At 62.3% G+C, this 21,972-nt stretch carries 22 protein-coding genes; 14 read left to right on the plus strand and 8 right to left on the minus strand.

Annotated features, from left to right (window positions below; all coding sequences use genetic code 11):
• Positions 1-28: 28 nt before the first annotated feature.
• From queF to Q8S60_RS17715, 5 genes are all read right to left on the minus strand, one after another.
• The gene (gene queF / locus Q8S60_RS17695; RefSeq protein WP_305668757.1) at positions 29-493 is read right to left on the minus strand and encodes a preQ(1) synthase; all 465 of its coding nucleotides are present in this window, start codon (positions 491-493) and stop codon (positions 29-31) included.
• Positions 493-861 (minus strand): 6-carboxytetrahydropterin synthase, encoded by a 369-nt coding sequence (locus tag Q8S60_RS17700; protein WP_305277709.1) that lies wholly within the window; start codon positions 859-861, stop codon positions 493-495. Before Q8S60_RS17700 ends, queF begins: the two co-directional genes overlap by 1 nt.
• Entirely contained in the window at positions 861-1,493 is a 633-nt protein-coding gene (gene queE, locus Q8S60_RS17705) for a 7-carboxy-7-deazaguanine synthase (RefSeq protein ID WP_305277710.1), read from the minus strand. The genes Q8S60_RS17700 and queE overlap by 1 nt, the downstream gene beginning before the upstream one ends.
• A gap of 4 nt (positions 1,494-1,497) precedes the next feature.
• Positions 1,498-2,208: a 7-cyano-7-deazaguanine synthase QueC gene (gene queC, locus Q8S60_RS17710; RefSeq protein ID WP_305277711.1), complete on the minus strand. Its 711-nt coding sequence runs from the start codon at positions 2,206-2,208 to the stop codon at positions 1,498-1,500.
• Positions 2,209-2,330: 122 nt separating this feature from the next.
• The gene (locus Q8S60_RS17715) at positions 2,331-4,307 is read right to left on the minus strand and encodes a DUF1302 domain-containing protein (RefSeq protein WP_305277712.1); all 1,977 of its coding nucleotides are present in this window, start codon (positions 4,305-4,307) and stop codon (positions 2,331-2,333) included.
• 263 nt (positions 4,308-4,570) lie between these two features.
• Here Q8S60_RS17715 and Q8S60_RS17720 point away from each other — a divergent pair, with 263 nt between their 5' ends.
• From Q8S60_RS17720 to Q8S60_RS17770, 11 genes are all read left to right on the plus strand, one after another.
• Positions 4,571-5,119, plus strand: a complete 549-nt coding sequence (locus Q8S60_RS17720) for a PadR family transcriptional regulator (protein ID WP_305277713.1) — start codon at positions 4,571-4,573, stop codon at positions 5,117-5,119.
• Between the two features lie 265 nt (positions 5,120-5,384).
• Complete coding sequence (gene eno, locus Q8S60_RS17725) at positions 5,385-6,659, plus strand: phosphopyruvate hydratase (protein ID WP_305277715.1); 1,275 nt, start codon at positions 5,385-5,387, stop codon at positions 6,657-6,659.
• 84 nt (positions 6,660-6,743) lie between these two features.
• Entirely contained in the window at positions 6,744-7,082 is a 339-nt protein-coding gene (locus Q8S60_RS17730) for a septum formation initiator family protein (RefSeq protein WP_305277716.1), read from the plus strand.
• Between the two features lie 187 nt (positions 7,083-7,269).
• Positions 7,270-8,298: a pyruvate dehydrogenase (acetyl-transferring) E1 component subunit alpha gene (gene pdhA, locus Q8S60_RS17735; RefSeq protein ID WP_305277717.1), complete on the plus strand. Its 1,029-nt coding sequence runs from the start codon at positions 7,270-7,272 to the stop codon at positions 8,296-8,298.
• Between the two features lie 3 nt (positions 8,299-8,301).
• Positions 8,302-9,690, plus strand: a complete 1,389-nt coding sequence (locus Q8S60_RS17740; protein ID WP_305277718.1) for a pyruvate dehydrogenase complex E1 component subunit beta — start codon at positions 8,302-8,304, stop codon at positions 9,688-9,690.
• Positions 9,691-9,700: 10 nt separating this feature from the next.
• Positions 9,701-10,975: a pyruvate dehydrogenase complex dihydrolipoamide acetyltransferase gene (locus Q8S60_RS17745; protein ID WP_305277719.1), complete on the plus strand. Its 1,275-nt coding sequence runs from the start codon at positions 9,701-9,703 to the stop codon at positions 10,973-10,975.
• On the plus strand, positions 10,975-12,372 hold the full coding sequence (gene lpdA, locus Q8S60_RS17750) for a dihydrolipoyl dehydrogenase (protein ID WP_305277720.1): 1,398 nt from the start codon (positions 10,975-10,977) through the stop codon (positions 12,370-12,372). Before Q8S60_RS17745 ends, lpdA begins: the two co-directional genes overlap by 1 nt.
• Before the next feature lie 28 nt (positions 12,373-12,400).
• Entirely contained in the window at positions 12,401-13,939 is a 1,539-nt protein-coding gene (locus tag Q8S60_RS17755; protein ID WP_305277721.1) for a sulfatase, read from the plus strand.
• Positions 13,940-13,984: 45 nt separating this feature from the next.
• Positions 13,985-14,485, plus strand: a complete 501-nt coding sequence (locus tag Q8S60_RS17760) for a PAS domain-containing protein (protein WP_305277722.1) — start codon at positions 13,985-13,987, stop codon at positions 14,483-14,485.
• Between the two features lie 84 nt (positions 14,486-14,569).
• Positions 14,570-15,535, plus strand: coding sequence for a lipoyl synthase (lipA, locus tag Q8S60_RS17765; protein ID WP_305277723.1), 966 nt, complete (start codon positions 14,570-14,572; stop codon positions 15,533-15,535).
• Between the two features lie 8 nt (positions 15,536-15,543).
• Positions 15,544-16,032 (plus strand): type II toxin-antitoxin system RatA family toxin, encoded by a 489-nt coding sequence (locus Q8S60_RS17770; protein WP_305277724.1) that lies wholly within the window; start codon positions 15,544-15,546, stop codon positions 16,030-16,032.
• Between the two features lie 3 nt (positions 16,033-16,035).
• On the opposite strand, the gene Q8S60_RS17775 is transcribed toward Q8S60_RS17770, so the two are convergent.
• The 3 genes from Q8S60_RS17775 to Q8S60_RS17785 are packed head-to-tail and all read right to left on the minus strand — an operon-like array spanning position 16,036 to position 18,179.
• Positions 16,036-16,530, minus strand: a complete 495-nt coding sequence (locus tag Q8S60_RS17775) for a CinA family protein (protein WP_305277725.1) — start codon at positions 16,528-16,530, stop codon at positions 16,036-16,038.
• On the minus strand, positions 16,527-17,027 hold the full coding sequence (locus Q8S60_RS17780; protein WP_305277726.1) for a phosphatidylglycerophosphatase A: 501 nt from the start codon (positions 17,025-17,027) through the stop codon (positions 16,527-16,529). Before Q8S60_RS17780 ends, Q8S60_RS17775 begins: the two co-directional genes overlap by 4 nt.
• Positions 17,028-17,030: 3 nt before the next feature.
• Positions 17,031-18,179 carry a bifunctional 2-C-methyl-D-erythritol 4-phosphate cytidylyltransferase/2-C-methyl-D-erythritol 2,4-cyclodiphosphate synthase gene (locus Q8S60_RS17785; protein ID WP_305277727.1) on the minus strand — a complete coding sequence of 383 codons (1,149 nt, stop codon included), beginning with the start codon at positions 18,177-18,179 and terminating at the stop codon, positions 17,031-17,033.
• Positions 18,180-18,291: 112 nt separating this feature from the next.
• Between Q8S60_RS17785 and dusB the strand changes: the two genes are divergently transcribed.
• The 3 genes from dusB to ntrC are packed head-to-tail and all read left to right on the plus strand — an operon-like array spanning position 18,292 to position 21,904.
• Positions 18,292-19,320 carry a tRNA dihydrouridine synthase DusB gene (gene dusB, locus Q8S60_RS17790; protein WP_305277728.1) on the plus strand — a complete coding sequence of 343 codons (1,029 nt, stop codon included), beginning with the start codon at positions 18,292-18,294 and terminating at the stop codon, positions 19,318-19,320.
• The gene (locus Q8S60_RS17795; protein WP_305277729.1) at positions 19,320-20,447 is read left to right on the plus strand and encodes a nitrogen regulation protein NR(II); all 1,128 of its coding nucleotides are present in this window, start codon (positions 19,320-19,322) and stop codon (positions 20,445-20,447) included. Before dusB ends, Q8S60_RS17795 begins: the two co-directional genes overlap by 1 nt.
• Positions 20,448-20,461: 14 nt before the next feature.
• On the plus strand, positions 20,462-21,904 hold the full coding sequence (gene ntrC / locus Q8S60_RS17800; RefSeq protein ID WP_305277730.1) for a nitrogen regulation protein NR(I): 1,443 nt from the start codon (positions 20,462-20,464) through the stop codon (positions 21,902-21,904).
• Positions 21,905-21,972: the final 68 nt, after the last annotated feature.

The following is a 21,972-nucleotide window of genomic DNA, read 5'->3' on the forward strand; positions in this document are numbered from 1 at the left end:
ACAAACCTTAACAGAAAGTAAAAAGGGATCAGCCGCGTCCGCGATAGGGCGCGACGCCCAGATCCGGGATCCATACGCCTGCGGGGAGCCGGCCCTGCTGCCAGAAGACGTCGATCGGAATGCCGCCGCGCGGATACCAGTAGCCGCCGATACGAAGCCATTTTGGCGCCAGCGTGGCAACGAGGCGCTTGCCGATGGCAACCGTGCAATCTTCGTGAAAGGCACCGTGATTGCGAAAGGATTGCAGATAGAGCTTCAGCGATTTCGATTCGACCAGCCACTTACCGGGCACATAATCGATGACGATATGAGCGAAATCCGGCTGGCCGGTGACGGGGCAGAGCGAGGTGAACTCCGGTGCCGTGAAGCGCGCGGCATAGTTCGTGTCGGGATGCGGGTTCGGTACACGCTCGAGAACGGCCTTCTCGGGCGAGGCGGGAACGGCAGTCGCAGTGCCGAGTTGCGTGAGCCCTTTTTCAGTTTTTTTCGCCATCACTCCGCCTCCGGTCCGTCATAGATGCAGCCCTCGCGACAGGAGGCGCGGTGAACCTCGACCCGCGCGATCTCCGGCAGCGGTACAGCCAGCGCGTTCCATATCCAGGCGGCGATCCGCTCCAGCGTCGGGAGTTCGAGGCCCGCGATCTCGTTGAGAAGATGATGATCCAGTTTCTCGCGAACGGCCATGACTTCGCGTTCGACATCCTCGAAATGGCGGACGAGGCCGGTCTCGGCGGCGGGCTTTCCCTTCAGCCAGACGACGACACGGAACGAATGTCCGTGCATGCGACGGTTCGGATGCCCTTCCTCCGCATAGGGAAGAAAATGGGCCGCGTCGAAAAAGAACTCTTTGTATATCTTCATCACGGAATACCGATCAGCTTGTGGGTCTGGAGGCTGAGCCGCCATTTCGGATGCGCGAGACAATAGGCCGTCGCCGCGCGTGTGTTCTCCTCCACCTCCGCGCCGTCCATCGGCTGCAGAAAGAAATACCGGAAATCGAAATGCTCGAAGCGCTCCGGCCGCGCCTCGTCCTGCGGGTAGACGAGCTTCAACTCGTGGCCGCTGGTCTGTTTCAACTCGGCATCCGCCTTCGGGCTGACGCAAATCCAGTCGAGGCCCTCCGGCGCCGCGATGGTGCCATTGGTCTCGACGGCGATCTCGAAGCCACGCGCGTGGAGCGCGGCTATGAGAGGCGCATCGAGCTGCAGCAGCGGCTCGCCGCCGGTGCAGACGACGAAGCGGTTCTGCTCCACGCCGCTCGCCCAGGTCTTTTCAATCGCATCGGCGAGCGCCGCCGCATCGCGGAACTTGCCGCCGCCTTCGCCATCGGTGCCCACGAAATCGGTATCGCAGAAGGTGCAGACGGCAGCCGCACGGTCCTCCTCGCGGCCCGACCAGAGATTGCAGCCGGCAAAGCGGCAGAATACGGACGGCCGTCCGGCATTCGCGCCCTCACCTTGCAGCGTGTAGAAAATCTCCTTCACCGAATACATGGGCTCACGCCTTACCCGCCAGATAGGCGGCATAACCACGGGCGCGCAATTCGCAGGCCGGACAGGCGCCGCAACCATAGCCCCAGTCGTGGCGCTTCGAGCGGTCGCCGCGATAGCAGCTGTGGCTGTCTTCTATGATGAGGTCGACCAGCGCATCGCCACCGAGCTCATGGGCCAAGGCCCATGTCGCCGCTTTATCGATCCGCATCAAGGGCGTTTCAAGCGTGAAATCGCGGTCCATGCCGAGACATATTGCCCGCTCGAGCGCGGCGATGGTGTCGGCGCGGCAGTCCGGATAGCCGGAATAGTCCGTTTCGCACATCCCGCCGATCAGGACGCTCGCGCCCCGGCGATAGCCGAGCGCCGCCGCATAGGTAAAGAAGAGGAGGTTGCGGCCGGGCACGAAGGTAGTCGGCAGGCCATTTCTACCCATCTCGATCTCGACATCGCGGGTGAGGGCCGTCTCGCTGATCCGGCCGAGTTCCGGCAGTGCGATCATGTGGTCCGGCCCGAGTTTCGCGCCCCAGCCCGGAAAGCGGGCAAGGGCATCTCGAAGCTTCTCCCGGCAGTCGAGTTCGACGGCGTGGGCCTGACCATAGTCGAAGCCGACCGTCTCGACCTCATCGTAGCGGGCAAGCGCCGAGGCGAGGCAGACAGTCGAATCCTGTCCGCCTGAAAAGAGCACAAGTGCCTTTGTTTTCGCCGTCGCCACCATGGGTCTCTCCGTTCGGGGCTGTTGAACAGGAGCCGGCTCCCGGCGTCAAGCGGGGCCTCTGCCGGACAAGGAAAAGCCCCGGAAGGCATGGCCTTCCGGGGCTCGATCCGTACGATTTTCGATCAGAAAGCGTAGGAGATGCTTGCCTGAACGAAATCGCGGTCCGTCATCGCGACGGTCCAGTCGTTGGAGAAGGTGTTCACATAGACGATCGAACCCCTCCACGTGCTCTGGTAGCCCACGTCGAGGCCGAGACCGACCTGCTTGGTGCCCCTCTGGTAGTTGGCCGTGTTCGGGCCCGGCGACCAGCCCGACAGGTCCTGGCGCCATGAGATGCTCGGCGTGACGGTGAAGGGCGTGCCGAAGGCGTTGTTGTAGTCCACCGCGAGACGCATGCGGTAACCGGACGAGAAGGTGGTCGCATACTGAGCATTGGTGGCCGTTGCGGATCCCTGCAGGATGGCGGCGCCGAAGGGATTGTAGTAACCGCCTTCCGGACCGGGACGGTTCAACGGGTACTTGTCTGCGTCCGGGACATAGACGAAGCCGGCATTGAAAAGGAAGAGGCCACCATCCGCAGCGACCAGCGAGGGGATCAGGTCAGTGGTCGACCAGGAATTGATCGTGCTGAACTGGCCCTGGTAGGCATCAAGATCGATATGCGTCCACGTGGATTCATTGATACCCGGCTCGTAGATGCCTTCGCTGATCGACGTGGTGCCACCACCGGTCAGGAGCGGGGTGCCACCGAGACCATCGATCTGCGAGGCATTCAATGCGCTGTCGCTGATGCCGAACGGCATCTTGGGCGAGAAGGTGAGTTCGCCCGCAACTGCCGTCACGCCCAGCGTCGTGTTGAAGCTGGCGCCGATCGTGTCGACCGAAGGGAAGTCGTAGAAATAGGTCGACTGGTTTGCGGCATAGGCGAAGGCGAGGCCAATCGCGTCAGCCTGATTAGGACCGCCGAAGCAGTTGTATGCCCCGCCTGTACCCGTGGAAACCGTGGAACACGCACTGAAGATGTCGTCGTTGCCATTGGTGAAACCAAGATAAGGCAGACGGCTTGAGAAGCGCACATAGTAAAGACCGAAATCGATACCGTTGCCGATGTCTGCCGCGTAGTAGTGCGTTGCAACACCGAACTGATTTGTGTCGTTCTGACCACGATCTTTTGTGCGGGAAAGACAAATCGGGTTGGACGCAGGGTTTGCGTAGGCGAGAATATTGGTATCGCCATCGGCAACGCAATTGTATGGATCGTCGGAATTGGCGTTCAGCACCGCCGGGAGCGAACCGGGGCCGGCGATGTCGTCGGTCGAGAAGAACGAGCCGGCCGGATCGAGGCGCGTGATCGAATAGGAGAACTGCCAGAAGGCCTCAAGGCTGAGATCGGGCGTCAGGGAAGTCTGTACCATGACCATCGGCATCGGGGTGTAGCCTTCGCGCAGTTCCGAACCCGGCGAGCGCAAGGCCGTCACGTCGGCCGCCTGAAACGAGTTGACGCCGCCCTGGATGAACATGCTCTCGCCCCAGTTCAGCACCTGCTTGCCGAAGCGGATGGTCGTCGGCAGCCCGGCAACATCGAACGAGCCGTAGACATAGGCGTCGAGGACACGGACATCGCTCTCGCCGACGCCCTGCGCGGTCGGCGTCAGGTCGTAGAAGTCCATATCGTTCTGATGATAGATGTGGTCGTAGAAGGCGGTCGGGCGGACGAAGAAGCCGTAATTCTCCCAGGTGCCCTGAATATCCATCGTCGCCTTCACGACGGCGCTGGTGATGTCGCCCTTCCCGAAGTTCAGATTGCCGTTGTCGGAATTCATGCTGTTGCCGACGCCGTCGGGCTGCACACAACCGCCATTGCCGGGCGAGACATGCTCGCAGGAGCGCTCACTCACACGCATCGTCGCGCCCGCCGTAACGGTCGTGTCGATGCTGAGCGTCATGTCGCCGAAAACGAACGATTCCGCCGAAGCGGAAGTGGAAAAGAAAAGAGCCGACACGAAGATCGTGGCGATAGTAGAAGCCGCCCCAACCGAGCGGGCAAAGCGCGCCGCCGGTTCATTCGTGACAGGCGTGATTCCTGTCGATACTATCATTTTGCTAGTTCCTCCCGCATGGATGGATTTTTGTGGTATTGCCCCAGAGCATTCGGCGGATTTGGGAAGTAGCGGCCGGCTCCGCCGGAACCGGCCACGAGTTGGTGAGGGATGCCGACCTTTCGCGGGATCGAGGAGGGAGTTGCGATGGGTCAGTCTTTTATGAGGGTCTACTATAGGTAAAAATAACCTAATAAAAAACGGGATATAATGAAACGGCACATGAGGCAAGTGCCGTAATCTGCTCTTGGGGAGGAAGCGGATTGAATACCAAGGAACTGTTGCTCAGTGTCCTCATGGCCGGACCGGCCACGGGGTACGACATCAAGAAAATCATGGAAAACGAGGTTTCGACGCTGCTCGACGTGAGCCTGTCGAATCTCTATCCGGCGTTGAACGAGCTTGCCGAGGAGGGGCTCGTCACCTGTCTGAAGGTTGAGCAGGACAATCGGCCCAACAAGAAAGTCTATGAACTGACGGAAGCGGGCCGGGCAACTTGTCTGAAAGCGCTCATGTCGGGCGACGCGCGTCACCGCTTGCGCTCGGAGTTCATTTTCATCCTGAGTTTTGCGCCATTTCTGCCGCGCTGGCGGGTCAAGGAGCTGCTCGATCAGCGCCTCGAAGATACGAAAGAGGTTCTCAAGGACCTTGATCGGCGAGAGGCAGGGGAACTTCAGGAAGGCGCGAAATTCTGTATAGGCTTCGGCCGGGCGATGATGGAAGCGCAACGCGACTACATCGTCGCGCATGGGGCCGCCCTGCTGAATGCCTCGCCGGAGGATGTGCCGGTGCCAATAGCCGCGCACGCCTGAGAGACGCGGAAACGGACGGCTTCCATAAAGAAGAAGCGCCCGGGCCGGCACGGCTCGGGCGTCCCGGTCAACGCTGTCCGCGGGACCGCATCGACCCCTTCTCGTCGGCGGGCCGTAGGGCAGGCGATGTACGACACCATGGGCGCTTTTGAAGCCTGATTTCCGCGACCAGGCCCTTTCGCCCGAGCCTCCTCTCCGCTATGAAACGGCCAGCCGGGCGGGAGGCTCGGCGGACCTTATCCATCTGAATAAGAGACGGGACGACATGGCCGCCATCATCGACATCATCGGGCGCGAAATTCTGGATAGCCGGGGCAACCCGACGGTGGAAGTGGACGTGCTTCTGGAAGACGGCTCGCTCGGCCGCGCGGCGGTCCCTTCCGGCGCTTCGACCGGCGCACATGAGGCGGTTGAACTGCGCGACGGCGGCCCCCGCTACAAGGGCAAGGGCGTGCTGAACGCGATCGCGGCAGTCAACGGCGATATCTTTGACGCCATTGGCGGCATGGACGCCTCCGAGCAGATCCAGATCGACCGGACGATGATCGCGCTCGACGGTACGGCCAACAAGTCCAACATCGGTGCCAATGCGATTCTCGGCGTATCGCTCGCCATCGCCAAGGCGCAGGCAGCTTCGCTCGGCCAGCCGCTTTTCCGTTATGTCGGAGGCCCCGCTGCCCGCGTGCTGCCCGTGCCGATGATGAACATCGTGAATGGCGGCCAGCATGCCGACAACCCGATCGACATCCAGGAATTCATGATTATGCCCGTCGCGGCGGGCTCGCTTGCCGACGCCGTGCGCATGGGCGCCGAAGTCTTTCATACGCTGAAGGCGGAACTGAAGGCGGCCGGCCACAACACCAATGTCGGCGACGAAGGCGGCTTCGCGCCGAACCTTGCGTCGACGGAAGACGCGCTCGGTTTCGTGATGAGGGCGATCGAGAAGGCGGGCTACAAGCCCGGCGACGACATACATCTTGCCATCGATGCAGCCTCGACGGAGTTCTACAAGAACGGCGTCTACGATCTCGAAGGCGAAGGCAGGAAGCTCGACGCCGGCGGCATGGTCGATTACTGGGCCAACCTTATCGGCAAGTATCCGATCATCTCCATCGAGGACGGCATGGCCGAGGACGACTGGGAGGGCTGGAAGGCGCTCACGGATCGTATCGGCTCGAAGGTGCAGCTTGTCGGCGACGATGTCTTCGTCACCAACAAGCGCCGCCTCGCCGATGGCATCGCGAAAGGCGTTGCGAACTCCATCCTCGTGAAGGTGAACCAGATCGGTTCGCTCACCGAGACGCTTGAAGCCGTCGAGATGGCGCACAAGGCAAGCTACACCGCCGTCATGTCGCATCGCTCCGGTGAAACGGAAGACGCGACGATTGCCGATCTCGCGGTGGCAACGAACTGCGGACAGATCAAGACGGGTTCGCTCGCGCGCTCGGACCGGCTGGCGAAGTACAACCAGCTCATCCGCATCGAGGAGGCGCTCGGGCCCTCGGCCGAGTATGCCGGCAAGTCGATCCTGAAAGGCTGAGTCACGCGGATAGCGGCATTTGTCCGTTTCCGCTTGACCATTGGAATCGCTATGTGATTCCCTCTGCTCATGGATAGTCAGGTCTTGATTCGCACCTCCGAACCGCTCCGCCTCCGGCAGGCGCTGATCCCGTTCGTCTGCATCATCGTGTTGGGCTATTTCGCCTATCACGCCGTCTATGGCCGTCACGGCTTCATTGCATGGCTCGACATCCAGAACCGCATCGACACACTGCAGCACCAGCTCGCCGAAGTGGAAGGGAAGCGTATACAGCTCGACAGGCAGGTGGCGCTGCTCCGTCCTGAAAGCCTCGACCCCGACCTGCTGGACGAACGCGCCCGCGCTGCATTGGGTTATGGCGGCGCGAACGACGTGACGATTTTTCTGGAACGCCCGCAGGACAGGCGCCCGAACCAGCGCTGACGCAGTGCACCGCGCCGGGACCTCTCTCAAGTGCCGCGTCGTCACTTAACCGATATTCGGTTAACCCCCCATTTTTTATTTGAAACCAAACCTTTATCATCCACTTCTAAAGTGTGGTGGACCTGTCCGCGCGCCGGGCTATCTGTCTGCTCAATCCCATTATCCTTCGATCCGAGGCCTCCGGAACATGGCGACCAAATCCCCCCAGAAGAAGCCGGCGAAGAAGAGCGATGGCGGCCCGGCCGCATTCTCCGAGGAAGACGACCTCCAGGCCTATCGCGACATGCTGCTGATCCGCCGTTTCGAGGAGAAGGCGGGCCAGATGTACGGCATGGGCCTCATCGGCGGCTTCTGCCATCTCTATATCGGCCAGGAGGCGGTTGTCGTCGGCATGCAGGGTGCGATTGAAGAGGGCGACCAGGTCATCACCGGCTACCGAGACCATGGCCACATGCTCGCTTGCGGCATGGATCCGAAAGGCGTCATGGCGGAGTTGACCGGACGGGACGGAGGCTATTCCCGCGGCAAGGGCGGCTCGATGCACATGTTCAGCCGCGAGAAGAATTTCTTCGGCGGTCACGGCATTGTCGGCGCGCAGGTGCCCATCGGCACGGGCCTCGCCTTCGCCAATCGCTACCGGGACAACGGCCGCGTCTGCCTTGCCTATTTCGGCGACGGCGCCGCCAATCAGGGCCAGGTCTACGAGAGCTTCAACATGGCCGAACTCTGGAGCCTCCCCGTCGTCTATGTGGTCGAGAACAATCAATACGCGATGGGTACCAGCGTTGCGCGGGCATCCGCCCAGACGGACCTCTCGAAGCGCGGCGCAAGCTTCAATATCCCGGGCGTGCAGGTCGACGGGATGGATGTGCGTGCCGTGCGCGAGGCCGGCAATCGTGCCGTCGAATGGTGCCGCGCGGGGAAGGGCCCGTACATCCTCGAAATGAAGACCTATCGCTATCGCGGCCACTCGATGTCGGACCCGGCGAAATACCGTGCGAAGGAAGAAGTGAGCAAGATGCGCGCCGAGCACGATCCCATCGAACAAGTGCGAATGCGCCTGCTGGAATCGAAATCGCTCTCCGAGGACGACTTGAAGGCGATCGACAAGGAGATCAAAGCCATCGTGAACGAAGCGGCGGAATTCGCCCAGTCGAGCCCGGAGCCCGATCCCAGGGAACTCTGGACCGACATTCTGACCGATATGGAGGCGTGAGCGATGCCGACTGAAGTGCTCATGCCCGCGCTCTCGCCCACCATGGAAGAGGGTACACTGACGAAATGGCACGTGAAGGAAGGCGACGTGGTGAAGTCCGGCGACGTGATCGCCGAGATTGAAACCGACAAGGCGACGATGGAAGTCGAAGCCGCCGATGAAGGCACCGTCGCAAAACTTCTCGTGGCGGAAGGCACCGAGAACGTGAAAGTGAATGCCGTGATCGCACTTCTCGCCGAAGAAGGTGAGGATATGTCGGAGGCGAAGACGGCACCCGGGAAGAAACCGCCGAAGAGGGAACCGGGGCAGGGCGAAGCGACCAGCCGGGAGACGGGCACGAAGGCCCGCGCCGAGGAGAAGGCGCCGAAGGCCGAAATCCAGAACGACCCCGACATTCCCGAAGGCACGAAATTCACCTCGAAGACGGTGCGCGAGGCGCTGCGCGACGCGATGGCGGAAGAGATGCGCCGCGACGAACGCGTTTTCGTCATGGGCGAGGAGGTCGCTCAATACGAAGGTGCTTACAAGGTCACGCAGGGGCTGCTCGCCGAATTCGGTGACAGGCGCGTGGTCGATACACCGATTACCGAGCATGGCTTTGCCGGACTCGGTATCGGCGCGGCGATGGCAGGTTTGCGTCCCATCGTCGAATTCATGACCTTCAATTTCGCCATGCAGGCGATGGACCAGATCATCAACTCCGCAGCGAAGACCCGCTACATGTCCGGCGGGCAGATGTCGTGTCCCATCGTCTTCAGGGGACCGAACGGTCCGGCCGCCCGCGTTGCCGCGCAACACAGCCAGGATTACGCCTCCTGGTTCGCACATATTCCGGGTCTCATCGTCATAGCGCCCTATTCCGCATCGGATGCCAAAGGCCTGCTCAAGGCGGCAATCCGCAATCCGAACCCGGTTGTCTTCCTCGAAAACGAGGTGCTCTACGGCAAGAGCTTTGAAGTGCCGGAGCTTGAGGACCATGTCCTGCCGATCGGCAAGGCGCGGGTGATGAAGGAAGGCACGGACGTCACGCTTGTCTCGCACAGTCACGGAATCACCTATTGCCTCGATGCCATGACGAAGCTCGAGGAGGAAGGCATCAGCGCCGAACTGATCGACCTGCGCACGATCCGGCCGCTCGATATGGATACGATCATCCGGTCGGTGAAAAAGACCAACCGGCTCGTCACCGTCGAAGAGACATGGCCGGTTTGCGGCATCGGCGCGGAAATCGCAGCCGAGGTGCAGGCGAAGGCCTTCGACTATCTCGATGCACCGATCCTGCGCGTCGCGCAGAAAAATGTGCCGATGCCCTACGCCGCCAATCTGGAAAAACTCGCGCTCCCGAGCGCCGACGAGGTGGTGGAGGCGGTGAAAGCCGTCTGCTACCGCTGAGGAGCGCGCCATGCCGACGAACATCCTGATGCCCGCACTCTCGCCCACGATGGAAGAGGGCACGCTGACGAAATGGCACGTGAAGGAAGGTGACGAGGTGAAATCCGGCGACGTGATCGCCGAGATTGAAACAGACAAGGCGACGATGGAAGTCGAAGCGGTGGACGAAGGCCGCATCGGCAAAATCCTCGTCGCTGAGGGTACGGAAGGCGTCGCCGTCAACAAGCCCATTGCCATCCTGCTGGAGGAAGGTGAGGAGGCGGGCGACATGAAGGACCTGCCTGCGGCGAGGAAACCGGAGAAAAAGGAAGAGCCGGCAAAGGCGCTTCCGCAAGCGACGTCTCCGGCGTCGCCACCTCCCTCAAAAGGAGAGGTCAAAGGTAAGGAGGGCGGGCGCATATTTGCATCGCCACTCGCGCGCAGGATTGCGGAACAGCAAGGGATCGATCTTTCGGCCGTGACGGGCTCGGGCCCGCATGGCCGCATCGTGAAGACGGACCTCGAAGGTGCGCCGAAATCCGCACCGGCGAAACAGACTGCGGGTGCCGTCACGCAAGGACCGATGCCGAGTGTCGATCCCCGCGCTTTCTATGCGGAAGGTACTTACGAGGAAGTTCCGCTCGATGGCATGCGCAAGACCATCGCTCGCCGTCTCGCGCAATCGATGCAGGAAATTCCGCATTTCTATCTGACCGTGGATTGCGAGCTAGACGAGTTGCTGCAGGCTCGGAAAAAGCTGAACGAGGAAGCGGGCGAGGGCGTGAAGCTTTCGGTCAACGATTTCCTGATCCGCGCCGCCGCCCTTGCGCTTGTAAAGGTGCCGGACGCCAATGTGAGTTTCGCCGGCAACGCCTTGCTGAAACACAAAAGTGCCGATGTCGGGATCGCCGTCGCGCTCGACGGTGGCCTGATCACGCCGATCATTCGCGGTGCGGAGAAGAAGGGGCTCGCCGAGATTTCCAACGAGGCGAAGGCGCTTGCCGAGCGCGCCCGCAACAAGAAGCTGAAGCCGAACGAGTATGAAGGCGGCAGCTTCTCGATCTCCAATCTCGGCATGTTCGGGATCAAGCATTTCACGGCCGTCATCAATCCACCGCAGGCCGCCATCCTCGCCGTCGGCAAGGGCGAGCAGCGCCCGGTTGTGAAAAACGGCAAGCTCGAGATCGCCAACGTGATGACGGTGACGATGTCCTGTGACCATCGCGCCATCGACGGCGCGCTCGGCGCACGCTTCCTCGAAGCGTTCAGGTCTTTCGTGGAGTATCCGGCAAGGATGTTGCTCTGATGGCGGATGAATACGACGTCGCTGTAATCGGTTCTGGCCCCGGCGGCTATGTTGCCGCCATACGCGCCTCGCAACTCGGATTGAAGACCGCCATCGTGGAGCGCGATGCGCTGGGCGGCATCTGCCTGAACTGGGGCTGCATTCCGACCAAGGCGTTGCTGCGCTCGGCCGAACTCTACGAAACGCTGCACAGGCTGGACGAATTCGGCCTGAAGGCCGAGAAGATCGGCTTCGATGCGGAGGCGGTCATAACGCGAAGCCGCAAGGTTGCTGCGCAACTTTCGGGTGGCGTGAAATTTCTGATGAAGAAAAACAAGATCGACGTCATCGAAGGCAGCGGACGCCTCGCCGGCGCCGGCCGCATCTCGGTCGAAACGAAGGACGGCAAGAAGAGCGAGATCGGCGCGAAAAACATCATTCTCGCGACCGGCGCGCGGGCTCGGACGATTCCCGGTCTTGAGCCGGATGGAAAGCGCATCTGGACCTATCGCGAAGCGATGGTGCCGAAGGAAATGCCGAAATCGCTGATCGTCGTCGGCTCCGGCGCCATCGGCATCGAGTTCGCGAGCTTCTATCGCGCTTTCGGCTGCGAGGTGACGGTCGTCGAGGTGCTGGATCGCATCCTGCCCGTCGAGGACGAGGAGATTTCGAAAGAGGCCGCAAAAGCTTTCAAGAAGCGCGGCATCCGCATCCTGACGGGTGCGAAAATCGACAAGACCGAGACCGGCGCCAAGGGCGTCGGCATGACGGTGACGGCGGGCGGCAAGACGGAAACGATCGAGGCCGAGGTTGTAATTTCCGCGGTCGGCATCGTCGGAAATGTCGAGAATATCGGGCTGGAGGAAGCGGGCGTCAAAGTCGAGAAGACGCACGTGACCGTCAATGAATGGCTGGAGACCGGCGTGAAGGGCGTCTATGCCATCGGCGACCTCGTCGGCCCGCCCTGGCTCGCGCACAAGGCAAGCCACGAAGGCGTGCTGGCCGCCGAGCGGATTGCCGGCGTGAAGGACCTCCACCCTGTCGACGCGAGCCGCATTCCCGGCTGCACCTATTCGACACCGCAGATTGCCAGCGTCGGCCTGACCGAGGCAAAGGCGAAGGAAGCGGGGCACGAGGTGAAGGTCGGCCGCTTCCCCTTCCGCGCCAACGGCAAGGCCATCGCCCTCGGCGAAACGGAAGGCTTCGTGAAGACAGTCTTCGATGCGAAGACGGGCGAGCTTCTGGGTGCCCATATGATCGGAGCGGAAGTCACCGAGCTCATCCAGGGATATGGCATCGCCATGACGCTCGAAACGACCGAGGCGGACCTGATCCGAGCCGTCTTCCCGCATCCGACGTTGTCGGAAATGATGGGCGAAGCCGTCCTCGACGCATACGGCCGCGTCCTCCATACTTGATCCCGAGGATCGGTAGGGGAGGAAAGAAATGGCCGCTAAAGAAGAGCCGGCTGCGCCGTCGCGCGCGCCGAAGAACGCCGTTGTGATTCTGCTCGACAGCCTCAACCGTCACATGCTCGGCGCCTATGGTGGCCGTGAGTTCGCGACGCCGAACCTCGACCGCTTCGCCGGGCGGTCGACCCGTTTCACACGACACTTCACGGGCTCTCTCCCCTGCATGCCCGCCCGGCACGACATCCTGTGCGGTGCGCTCGATTTTCTCTGGCGGCCGTGGGGCTCCGTCGAAATCTGGGAAGACGCAATTACCTGCGAGCTGCGCAAGAAGGGTATCGTCACGCAGCTCATCTCCGATCATCCGCATCTCTTCGAAACCGGCGGTGAAAACTATCATGTCGATTTCACCGCATGGGACTACCAGCGCGGCCACGAAGGCGATCCATGGAAAACACGGCCGGACCCGAGTTGGGCCGGCGCGCCGAATTTCATGCGCAAGCACATGCCTTATGACGACTCGCGGGGCTATTTTCACGGCGAGGAAGATTTTCCCGGTCCGCGCACCATGGGCGCCGCCGCGCGCTGGCTGAGCGATAACGCCGGCCATCACGACCGTTTCATGCTTTTCGTCGACGAGTTCGATCCGCATGAACCCTTCGACACACCTGAGCCCTACGCGTCCATGTACGATGCCGACTGGGAAGGCGCGCATCTGATCTGGCCGCCCTACGTGAACGGCGGAATTGAGAAGGGGGTCATCACGGAGCGGCAGGCCCGGCAGATTCGGGCGTCTTATGGCGGCAAGCTGACCATGATCGACAAATGGTTCGGCAAGATCATGGACGAACTCGACCGCCACGACCTCTGGAAGGACACGCTGGTCATTCTCTGCACCGACCACGGCCACTACCTCGGCGAGAAAGACATCTGGGGCAAGCCGGGTGTGCCCGTCTATGAGCCGCTGGGGCACATCCCCCTGATGATCGCGCATCCGGATGTCGCGCCAGGCACCTGCGACGCGCTGACGACGGGCGTCGATCTGTTTGCGACGCTCGCCGACCTTTTCGGTGTCGCCGTGCGCCAGCGGACCCATGGCCGCTCGCTCCTGCCGCTGATGCGGAATGAGACGGCGAGCATCCGCGACTGGGTGCTGACCGGCGTCTGGGGCCGCGAGGTGCACTACATCGATGGCCGTTTCAAATACGCGCGTGGGCCTGCCGGCGACAACGCGCCGCTCACCATGATGTCGAACCGCTGGTCCACCATGCCGACGCATGTACTCGCCCGCGAACAGGAGTTGCCACTGCCGGATGAACGGGCCTTTCTCGACCGGATGCCGGGCAGCGGCGTGCCGGTCATTCATCAGCAGTGGGACAAGGGTGATCCCGTGCCTTTCTGGGCGCTGACCCGTTTCAGCGGACACCATCTCTACGACCTCGAGGAAGACCCTTCGGAAGAGAGAAACCTGGCAGGAACACCCAGGGAAGCCGATATGGCCGAACGGCTCCGCGCGGCGCTTCTCGAACTGGAAGCGCCGGGAAGTCAGCTCATCCGGCTGGGACTGGGCCGATAGCGATTGCTTAAGGATCGGGCACTAGGCTGTCGTCGGAGGTAGACTATGGCGACTAATGCCGATACGCACCCACCGAAAGGCAGCATCGATTATTCGGTAGTGGAAACCGATGCGCCGATACACCCCAATTGCCGCCGGCTGCTCGACTATTGGCGAGAGCGGCTGCAGCCGGATGGTCTGATGCGCCGGGCGGACTTCAATCCGCTCGACATGCCCTCGTTGATGGGGGGCATGTTCATCGTCGAGCCGGTCGATGGCGGTAAGGACATGCGTTACCGGTTGGTTGGAACGGAGAACGAGCAACGGCTGGGGATGAAATTCACCGGCCGGCGCTTCACTGAATGCTACGCGCCGCGTATGGCGGCCGAGCAGATCGCCTTTCACAGCCGCATTATCGCCACCCGAAAGCCCTCCTGCTTGCGCGGAAATTTCGTGAATGTCGCTGCCGAGCATGCAAATTTCGAGGCGATCTACCTGCCGGCGCAGGCCGGAAACGGGGAGCCCCAGATCGTCGGCGGTGTGTACGATCTCGCCGAGCAACCCTAGGCTCACCAAGGACTTTCGCCGGCAATTTGCTTGAATCGGGCGAAGCGTCTATCCATGTCCTGACAGGGACGGTCGATTGAGTTCATGGTCACGATTGTAGACACGCTGAAGCCGGGTGCGGCCAAACCCCGGCACCCGGAAAAGGCGCATCGTCCAGACACGCCTGTACTCCGCAAGCCGGAATGGATCCGCGTCAAGGCGCCGGGCTCGCCCGTCTATGCCGAGACGAAGCAGATCGTCCGCGACAACAAGCTTGTGACCGTCTGCGAAGAAGCGGGCTGCCCCAATATCGGCGAATGCTGGACGAAGAAGCACGCGACCATGATGATCATGGGCGACACCTGTACGCGCGCCTGCTCGTTTTGCAATGTGAAGACGGGTCTTCCGGCGCCGCTCGACGCGGAAGAGCCGGAGAACGTCGCCAACGCGGTCGCGAAGCTCGGGCTCCGCCACGTGGTCATCACCTCCGTCGACAGGGACGATCTCGCCGATGGCGGCGCGCAGCATTTCGTCGAAGTAATCGAGGCCATCCGCCGCCGCTCCCCGGACACGACGATCGAAATCCTGACGCCTGATTTCCTGAGGAAGGACGGGGCGCTCGAGAAGGTCGTCGCCGCGCGGCCGGACGTCTTCAACCACAATCTCGAAACCGTGCCGCGGCTCTACCTGAACATTCGCCCCGGCGCGCGCTATTTCCATTCGCTGCGCTTGCTGCAGCGCGTGAAGGAGCTCGATCCGACGATCTTCACCAAGTCCGGCATCATGGTAGGCCTCGGCGAAGCGCGCGATGAAGTATTGCAGGTGATGGACGACATGCGCTCGGCGCAGATCGACTTTCTGACCGTCGGGCAATATCTCCAGCCGACACGCAAACATGCCGCCATCGACCGCTTCGTGACGCCGGATGAATTCAAGTCCTACGAGACCATAGCCCGCTCGAAGGGATTTCTGCTCGTCTCGGCGAGCCCGCTGACGCGCTCCTCCTATCATGCGGACGAAGACTTCGCCCGGCTCCGCGATGCGCGCAGCGCCGCGTTGATGCGGGGCTAGATCGCCTCATGGCCGCGCACGAACACATCCGCGACGTCCCCTACGCGCCGGACGACATGTTTTCCCTCGTCGCGGGCATCGACCGTTATCCGGAATTCCTGCCTTGGTGCGCCGGTGCGCGCGTTCGCCGTCGCGATATGGAGAACGGCAAGGAGGTGCTCCTTGCCGATCTCATCGTCTCCTACAAGGTCTTTCGCGAGCAGTTCACCAGCCGCGTGACGCTCGATCGCGATGCGCGCATCATCGACGTCGGTTATGTGCAGGGGCCGTTCAGCTATCTGCACAACAACTGGCGCTTCGAGGCGTTGCCTGCCGGAGGCACGCGCATTCACTTCTGTATCGATTTCGAGTTCAAGAGCGCGACGCTGCAGAAGATGATCGGCGCGGTTTTTTCGAGGGCTTTCGGAAGAATGATGGAAGCTTTTATCGAGCGCGCGGACGAGCTTTACGGCGCGCAGCGCGAAGCGCCGCTCGGGGCCGCAGTCGCCTCCGAATAAACGTCAAATCAGTCGCCGGACCAGCCCGAGCGCCACTTCGATACTTTTGAGCCGGATTTCCTCCCGGCCTATTTCGCCGAAACGCTGAACTTCGTGAAGGATGCTGCGCCCCTGCCGCGCCGCGCCGAAATGCACGAGCCCGACGGGCTTCATCGGCGTGCCGCCATCCGGTCCGGCGATGCCGGTTACGGAAACGGCGATATGAGCGCGCGAATTCTTCAGGGCCCCTTCCGCCATGGCGCGCGCAACGGGTTCGGAAACGGCGCCGAAATCCGCGATCATGTCGCCGGGAACGCCGAGCATTTCGCGCTTCGCTTCATTCGAATAGGTGACGAAGCCACGCTCCACCACCGACGAACAGCCGGGAATTTCGGTGAGCAATCCCGCGATCAGCCCCCCTGTGCAGCTCTCCGCCATCACGATCTTGAGGCCGGCTTCCTTTGCTTCGGCAAGTGTCAGTTCGGCGAGATGGACAAGGCGGCGGGGGAAAATGCTCATGTGACGATCATCCATAGAACATCCAGCAGAATGAAGGTGAAGATCGCGAAAATCGCCGCGAAAATGTCATCGATCATCACACCGAGCCCGCCCTTGAAGCGCCGCTCGATGGCGCTGATCGGCCAGGGTTTCATGATGTCGAAGGCGCGGAACAGGAAAAAGGCGATGCCCCATGCCACCGGTGTCATCGGCAACGCCGCGAGAACGAGCCAGATCGCCGCCACCTCGTCGATCACGACTTCCGGGGCGTCGTCCTTGCCGGCGGCACGGCAATACGCGCCTGCCGCCCATAGACCGGTAGCGAAAGCGGCGGCGGCGGCAAACAGAAGTAGCCACGGCCCGCCCGCATAGGAGATGGCGAAGGCGAACGGAATGGCAGCCAGCGTGCCCCAGGTGCCGGGTGCCGGACGGATAAGGCCCGCGCCGAACCATGTGGCGATGAGCGCAACGGGATGATTGAAGCCGAGCGAAGCGGGAAGGGTAGTGAAACGGGCCATGACCTATCCGATGATGAGCGTGGCGATGGCCTGCGCGGCCAGCCCCTCGCCGCGTCCGGTGAAACCGAGACCTTCCGTCGTCGTCGCCTTGACGCTGATGCGCGACATATCGATCCCGAGAATATCCGCCACTCTGGCACGCATGGCTTCGGCGTGAGGGCCGATCTTCGGCCGTTCGCAGATGAGGGTGAGGTCGACATACGAAATACGGGCACCTGCCTCCGCCGCAAGCTTTGCCGCATGGGCGAGGAATATATCCGACGAGGCGCCTTTCCACCGGGGATCGCTCGGCGGAAAGTGCTTGCCGATATCGCCCGCTCCGATCGCGCCGAGTACTGCGTCGGTGATCGCGTGCAGCCCCGCATCCGCGTCCGAATGCCCGACAAGCCCCGCATCGTGGGGCACCTTGACGCCGCAGAGCCAGACATGGTCGCCCGGTCCGAAGCGGTGAACGTCGTAGCCCATGCCCGTTCGCGTTTCGCCTCCGCGCATTAAAATGCGCTCCGCACGCTGAAGGTCGGTTGCGCTGGTGATCTTGATATTGTCCTCATCGCCTTCGACCATCGCCACGTCGATCCCTGCCTCAATCGCCACGGCGACGTCGTCGGTATATTCCTCGCCCGACGCATGGCGGTGAGCGTCCAGAATAGCCTCAAACCGAAAAGCCTGCGGCGTCTGGGCGCGCCAGAGTGTGTCCCGCGGGACCGCTTCGCTGGCCAGGCCGTTCGCCGTCCGCCGGATCGTGTCGGTGACGGGCAGGCCCGCCTGCGCGCCACTATGCGTTCCAAGCGCCGCGATGCAGCCGGAAATGAGCCGTGCCGGTACGAGAGGCCGCGCGCCGTCATGGATGAGAACGAAATCGGGAGCCTCGACGGAAAGAGCTTCGAGCCCGGCGCGGACCGAAGCCTGCCTGGTAGCACCGCCATGGACGGGCGGCAGGAGCTTCGGCAAGCCGTTGGCGGCCGCCTCATAGGCCGAGGCATCGTCCTCGTGAATGACCGTCAAGATCGCATCGATTTCGGGGTGACTGATGAAGGCGCCAAGGGTGTGCCGGAGCACCGGCTGCCCGGCCAACGGGCGGTATTGCTTGGGCGCGCCCGGTCCCGCGCGGCTGCCGCGGCCGGCCGCCACGATGAGCGCGGCGACTTTCATACTCGCTCATTTCGCATCCGCCGCCGCCTTGTGCAAGCGATTTGCCTTGCCGAAACTTTAGGCAACCGCTAAATTGGACAAAATTTGTGCAGTCTTGCGTGGTGCCTAAAGTTTGACCATATCCATCGGCTCCCATTCCCTGGCCAATCCCGTATTGCTCGCGCCTATGGCGGGAGTGACCGATTTGCCCTTTCGCCGTGTCGCCCACCGGCTCGGGGCGGGTCTCGTCGTGTCCGAAATGGTGGCGAGCGATGAGCTGGTCCGGGCACGCCCCGATGTCGTCCGCAGGGCGGCGGGCGCTGGTGAATTCGCGCCTCTCTCGATCCAGCTCGCGGGCCGGGAAGCCCATTGGATGGCGGAGGGCGCGCGGGTGGCGGCGGCGGCCGGCGCGGACATTATCGACATCAACATGGGCTGTCCCGCCAAGCAGGTGACGACGGGTCTGTCGGGCTCGGCCCTGATGCGCGACCTCGACCATGCCGAAAGCCTCATCGAAGCGACGGTGGGCGCGGTTTCGCTGCCGGTGACGCTGAAGATGCGGACGGGTTGGGATGACGCGACGCGCAATGCCCCGGAGCTTGCGGCACGTGCCGAAGCGGCGGGCGTGAAGATGGTGACGGTGCATGGACGGACCCGCTGCCAGTTCTACAAGGGCAGGGCCGACTGGAATTTCATCGCCGAGGTGAAGAAGGAAGTCTCGATCCCCGTAATCGCGAACGGCGACGTCATGAGCGAGGAAGATGCGCGCGCGCTCCTCGATGCTTCCGGCGCGGATGGGGTGATGATCGGACGCGGTGCGCAAGGCCGCCCATGGTTTCTCGCGCAGGTGGCCCGGTTTCTTCAAACCGGCGAGAAGCACCCCGCACCCGCCTGGGAAGAGCAGGGAGAAATCGTCGCCGGCCACTATCGCGACATGCTCGATCACTACGGCGAAGGGCTGGGCATTCGCGTCGCGCGCAAGCATCTCGTCTGGTACCTCGAGGAAGCTTCGCGACGCGTTCCCGAGGAAGCGGTGGCGACGAAGCGCAACATCGTGCGCATGACGGATCCGAAAAACGTGCTGGCGGCAATGGCGGCATTTTATGCGCGTGCGGCCGAGACGGCACCCGAGGACGAAGTGAGCAGGGAGGAGGCTGCGTGATGTCGCAGGCCATTCAAGCATTCGGCACTGGCGTGCCGCCCGAAGCGAACGTCATCCTCAAGTCGATGCCCCATCCGGTCATCCTTGTCGACCGCGAAGGCCGCATCGAATACGTGAACGACAGCGCCGAGGAATTTTTCGCTGCGAGTTCCGCCATGCTGCTCGGGCATCGGTTGAATGAGGTCGTGGCCTTCGGAAGTCCGGTGCTCGCCCTGATCGACCAGGTCTTCGAGCGCGGCGTCTCGGTGAATGAATACGGCGTCGAGATCGGAACGCCCCGCATCGGCGACCGTCAGGTCGATATCCAGGTGACGCCGCTTGCCGAATATCCGGGTCATGTGCTGCTGCTGCTGCAGGTCCGCACCATGGCCAAGAAGATGGACCGCCAGCTCACCCATCGCGGCGCTGCGCGCTCGGTAACCGGCATGGCGGCGATCCTTGCGCACGAGATCAAGAACCCGCTTTCGGGTATTCGCGGCGCGGCTCAGCTTCTCGAACTGTCCGGTTCGCCCGAAGACAAGACATTGACGAGGCTCATCTGCGAAGAGACCGACCGCATCTGCAAGCTGGTCGACCGCATGGAGGTGTTCTCCGACGAACGCCCGGTGCCGCGCGAGCCGGTGAACATTCATCTTGTGCTCGGTCATGTGAAACAACTCGCGGCAACCGGCTTCGCCAGAGGCATTCGCATCGTCGAGGAATACGATCCTTCGTTGCCACCCGTACTCGGCGACAAGGATCAGTTGATCCAGGTCTTCCTCAATCTCGTGAAGAACGCAGCCGAGGCAATCGGCGGTCCGGATGGCGAGATAATACTGACCACGGCCTATCGTCCGGGCGTGCGCCTGTCGATGCCGGGCAGCCGTGACCGCGTCAGCCTCCCGCTCGAAATCTGCGTGATCGACGACGGCCCCGGTGTCGCGGACGATCTGATGGAGCATCTCTTCGATCCTTTCGTGACGACGAAATCTTCCGGCACGGGCCTCGGCCTTGCGCTGGTGGCCAAGATCATCGGCGATCATGGCGGCATCATCGAATGCGAGAGCTTGCCAAGACGGACGATCTTTCGCGTGTTGCTGCCGATGCATACCGGCGCGACCGTGGCGAACAATCAGATACAGCACTGACAGGAGCGGTACAGATGCCAAGCGGAACCATCCTCCTCGCGGACGACGATGCGGCGATCCGCACCGTTCTCAATCAAGCGCTCGGCCGGGTCGGCTACGAGGTCCGCTCGACCGGCAACGCCGCGACCTTGTGGCGGTGGGTGAGCCAGGGGGAGGGCGATCTCATCATCACCGACGTCGTCATGCCCGACGAGAACGCCTTCGACCTTATTCCGCGGATCAAGCGGGCGCGGCCCGACCTGCCGATCGTGGTCATGAGCGCGCAGAATACGCTCAAGACGGCCATCATGGCGGCGGAACGCGGCGCCTACGAATATCTGCCGAAGCCCTTCGATCTGAACGAACTGATCCGCGTCGTCGACCGGGCGATGACGGCGCCGCGCGAGCCGGCAATTGCGCGTCAGCAGCCTGAAGAAGGCGAAAAGATACCCCTGATCGGTCGCTCCCCGGCCATGCAGGACATCTACCGCGTCCTCGCGCGGCTCATGCAGACCGATCTGACGGTCATGATCTCGGGCGAGAGCGGCACCGGCAAGGAACTCGTCGCCCGCGCGCTGCACGACTACGGCCGACGCCGCAACGGACCTTTCGTGGCCGTCAACATGGCGGCGATCCCGCGCGAACTGATCGAGAGCGAACTTTTCGGCCACGAAAAGGGCGCCTTCACCGGCGCGAGCCAGCGTGCCACGGGCCGCTTCGAACAGGCGGAAGGCGGCACGCTCTTCCTCGACGAAATCGGCGACATGCCGATGGAAGCGCAGACGCGGCTCCTGCGTGTCCTGCAGCAGGGCGAGTACACGACTGTCGGCGGGCGCACGCCGATCAAGACGGATGTGCGCATCGTCGCGGCGACCAACCGCGATCTCCGCCAGCTCATCAATCAGGGCCTCTTTCGCGAAGACCTGTTCTTCCGCCTCAACGTCGTGCCGATCCGTTTGCCCCCCTTGCGCGAGCGGACCGAAGATATCTCCGATCTGATCCGCCATTTCCTCGGCCAGGCTGAAGACGAAGGCCTGCCGCCGAAGAACATCGACTCCGAAGGCATGGAACTTCTCAAGCGCTATCGCTGGCCGGGCAATGTGCGCGAGCTCGAAAATCTGGTCCGTCGCCTGGCGGCCCTCTACACCGAGGAAACCATCGGAGCCTCAATCCTCGAGACGGAGCTCGCGGAGCCGGATTTCGGAAAACCGGCCGAACAGGCGTCCGGCGACGAGCCGCTGGCTTCGTCGGTCGAGCGGACCCTGAACCGGATATTCTCGGTTCACGGAGACGACCTTCCGCCCCCCGGGCTTTACGACCGGCTGCTCAAGGAGGTGGAAAAGCCGCTGTTCAGCATGAGTCTCGCGGCGACGCGCGGCAACCAGATCAAGGCCGCACATCTCCTTGGCATTAACCGCAACACGCTGCGCAAGAAGATCCGCGAACTCGACATTCAGGTTATTCGCGGCCTGAAATAGCCATTCTGCGCGATAAGAAGTGCCTGACTCCGGCTGTCGCAAGACTGATGTAATCGAGCAACATTGTT

It is taken from the genome of Parvibaculum sp., assembly GCF_030694575.1.
In the GTDB taxonomy this organism is placed as follows: Bacteria; Pseudomonadota; Alphaproteobacteria; order Parvibaculales; family Parvibaculaceae; genus Parvibaculum.

Excerpts from the sequence above, each read along its gene's own strand:
- pdhA (WP_305277717.1), top strand. The coding sequence starts at position 7,270 with ATGGCGACCAAATCCCCCCAGAAGAAGCCGGCGAAGAAGAGCGATGGC.
- Q8S60_RS17795 (WP_305277729.1), top strand. The coding sequence starts at position 19,320 with ATGTCGCAGGCCATTCAAGCATTCGGCACTGGCGTGCCGCCCGAAGCG.
- queE (WP_305277710.1), bottom strand. The coding sequence starts at position 1,493 with ATGTATTCGGTGAAGGAGATTTTCTACACGCTGCAAGGTGAGGGCGCG.
- Q8S60_RS17755 (WP_305277721.1), top strand. The coding sequence starts at position 12,401 with ATGGCCGCTAAAGAAGAGCCGGCTGCGCCGTCGCGCGCGCCGAAGAAC.
- ntrC (WP_305277730.1), top strand. The coding sequence starts at position 20,462 with ATGCCAAGCGGAACCATCCTCCTCGCGGACGACGATGCGGCGATCCGC.
- Q8S60_RS17700 (WP_305277709.1), bottom strand. The coding sequence starts at position 861 with ATGAAGATATACAAAGAGTTCTTTTTCGACGCGGCCCATTTTCTTCCC.
- eno (WP_305277715.1), top strand. The coding sequence starts at position 5,385 with ATGGCCGCCATCATCGACATCATCGGGCGCGAAATTCTGGATAGCCGG.
- queC (WP_305277711.1), bottom strand. The coding sequence starts at position 2,208 with ATGGTGGCGACGGCGAAAACAAAGGCACTTGTGCTCTTTTCAGGCGGA.
- Q8S60_RS17775 (WP_305277725.1), bottom strand. The coding sequence starts at position 16,530 with ATGAGCATTTTCCCCCGCCGCCTTGTCCATCTCGCCGAACTGACACTT.
- Q8S60_RS17785 (WP_305277727.1), bottom strand. The coding sequence starts at position 18,179 with ATGAAAGTCGCCGCGCTCATCGTGGCGGCCGGCCGCGGCAGCCGCGCG.
- queF (WP_305668757.1), bottom strand. The coding sequence starts at position 493 with ATGGCGAAAAAAACTGAAAAAGGGCTCACGCAACTCGGCACTGCGACT.
- Q8S60_RS17770 (WP_305277724.1), top strand. The coding sequence starts at position 15,544 with ATGGCCGCGCACGAACACATCCGCGACGTCCCCTACGCGCCGGACGAC.
- lpdA (WP_305277720.1), top strand. The coding sequence starts at position 10,975 with ATGGCGGATGAATACGACGTCGCTGTAATCGGTTCTGGCCCCGGCGGC.
- Q8S60_RS17745 (WP_305277719.1), top strand. The coding sequence starts at position 9,701 with ATGCCGACGAACATCCTGATGCCCGCACTCTCGCCCACGATGGAAGAG.
- Q8S60_RS17780 (WP_305277726.1), bottom strand. The coding sequence starts at position 17,027 with ATGGCCCGTTTCACTACCCTTCCCGCTTCGCTCGGCTTCAATCATCCC.
- Q8S60_RS17740 (WP_305277718.1), top strand. The coding sequence starts at position 8,302 with ATGCCGACTGAAGTGCTCATGCCCGCGCTCTCGCCCACCATGGAAGAG.
- lipA (WP_305277723.1), top strand. The coding sequence starts at position 14,570 with ATGGTCACGATTGTAGACACGCTGAAGCCGGGTGCGGCCAAACCCCGG.
- Q8S60_RS17760 (WP_305277722.1), top strand. The coding sequence starts at position 13,985 with ATGGCGACTAATGCCGATACGCACCCACCGAAAGGCAGCATCGATTAT.
- Q8S60_RS17715 (WP_305277712.1), bottom strand. The coding sequence starts at position 4,307 with ATGATAGTATCGACAGGAATCACGCCTGTCACGAATGAACCGGCGGCG.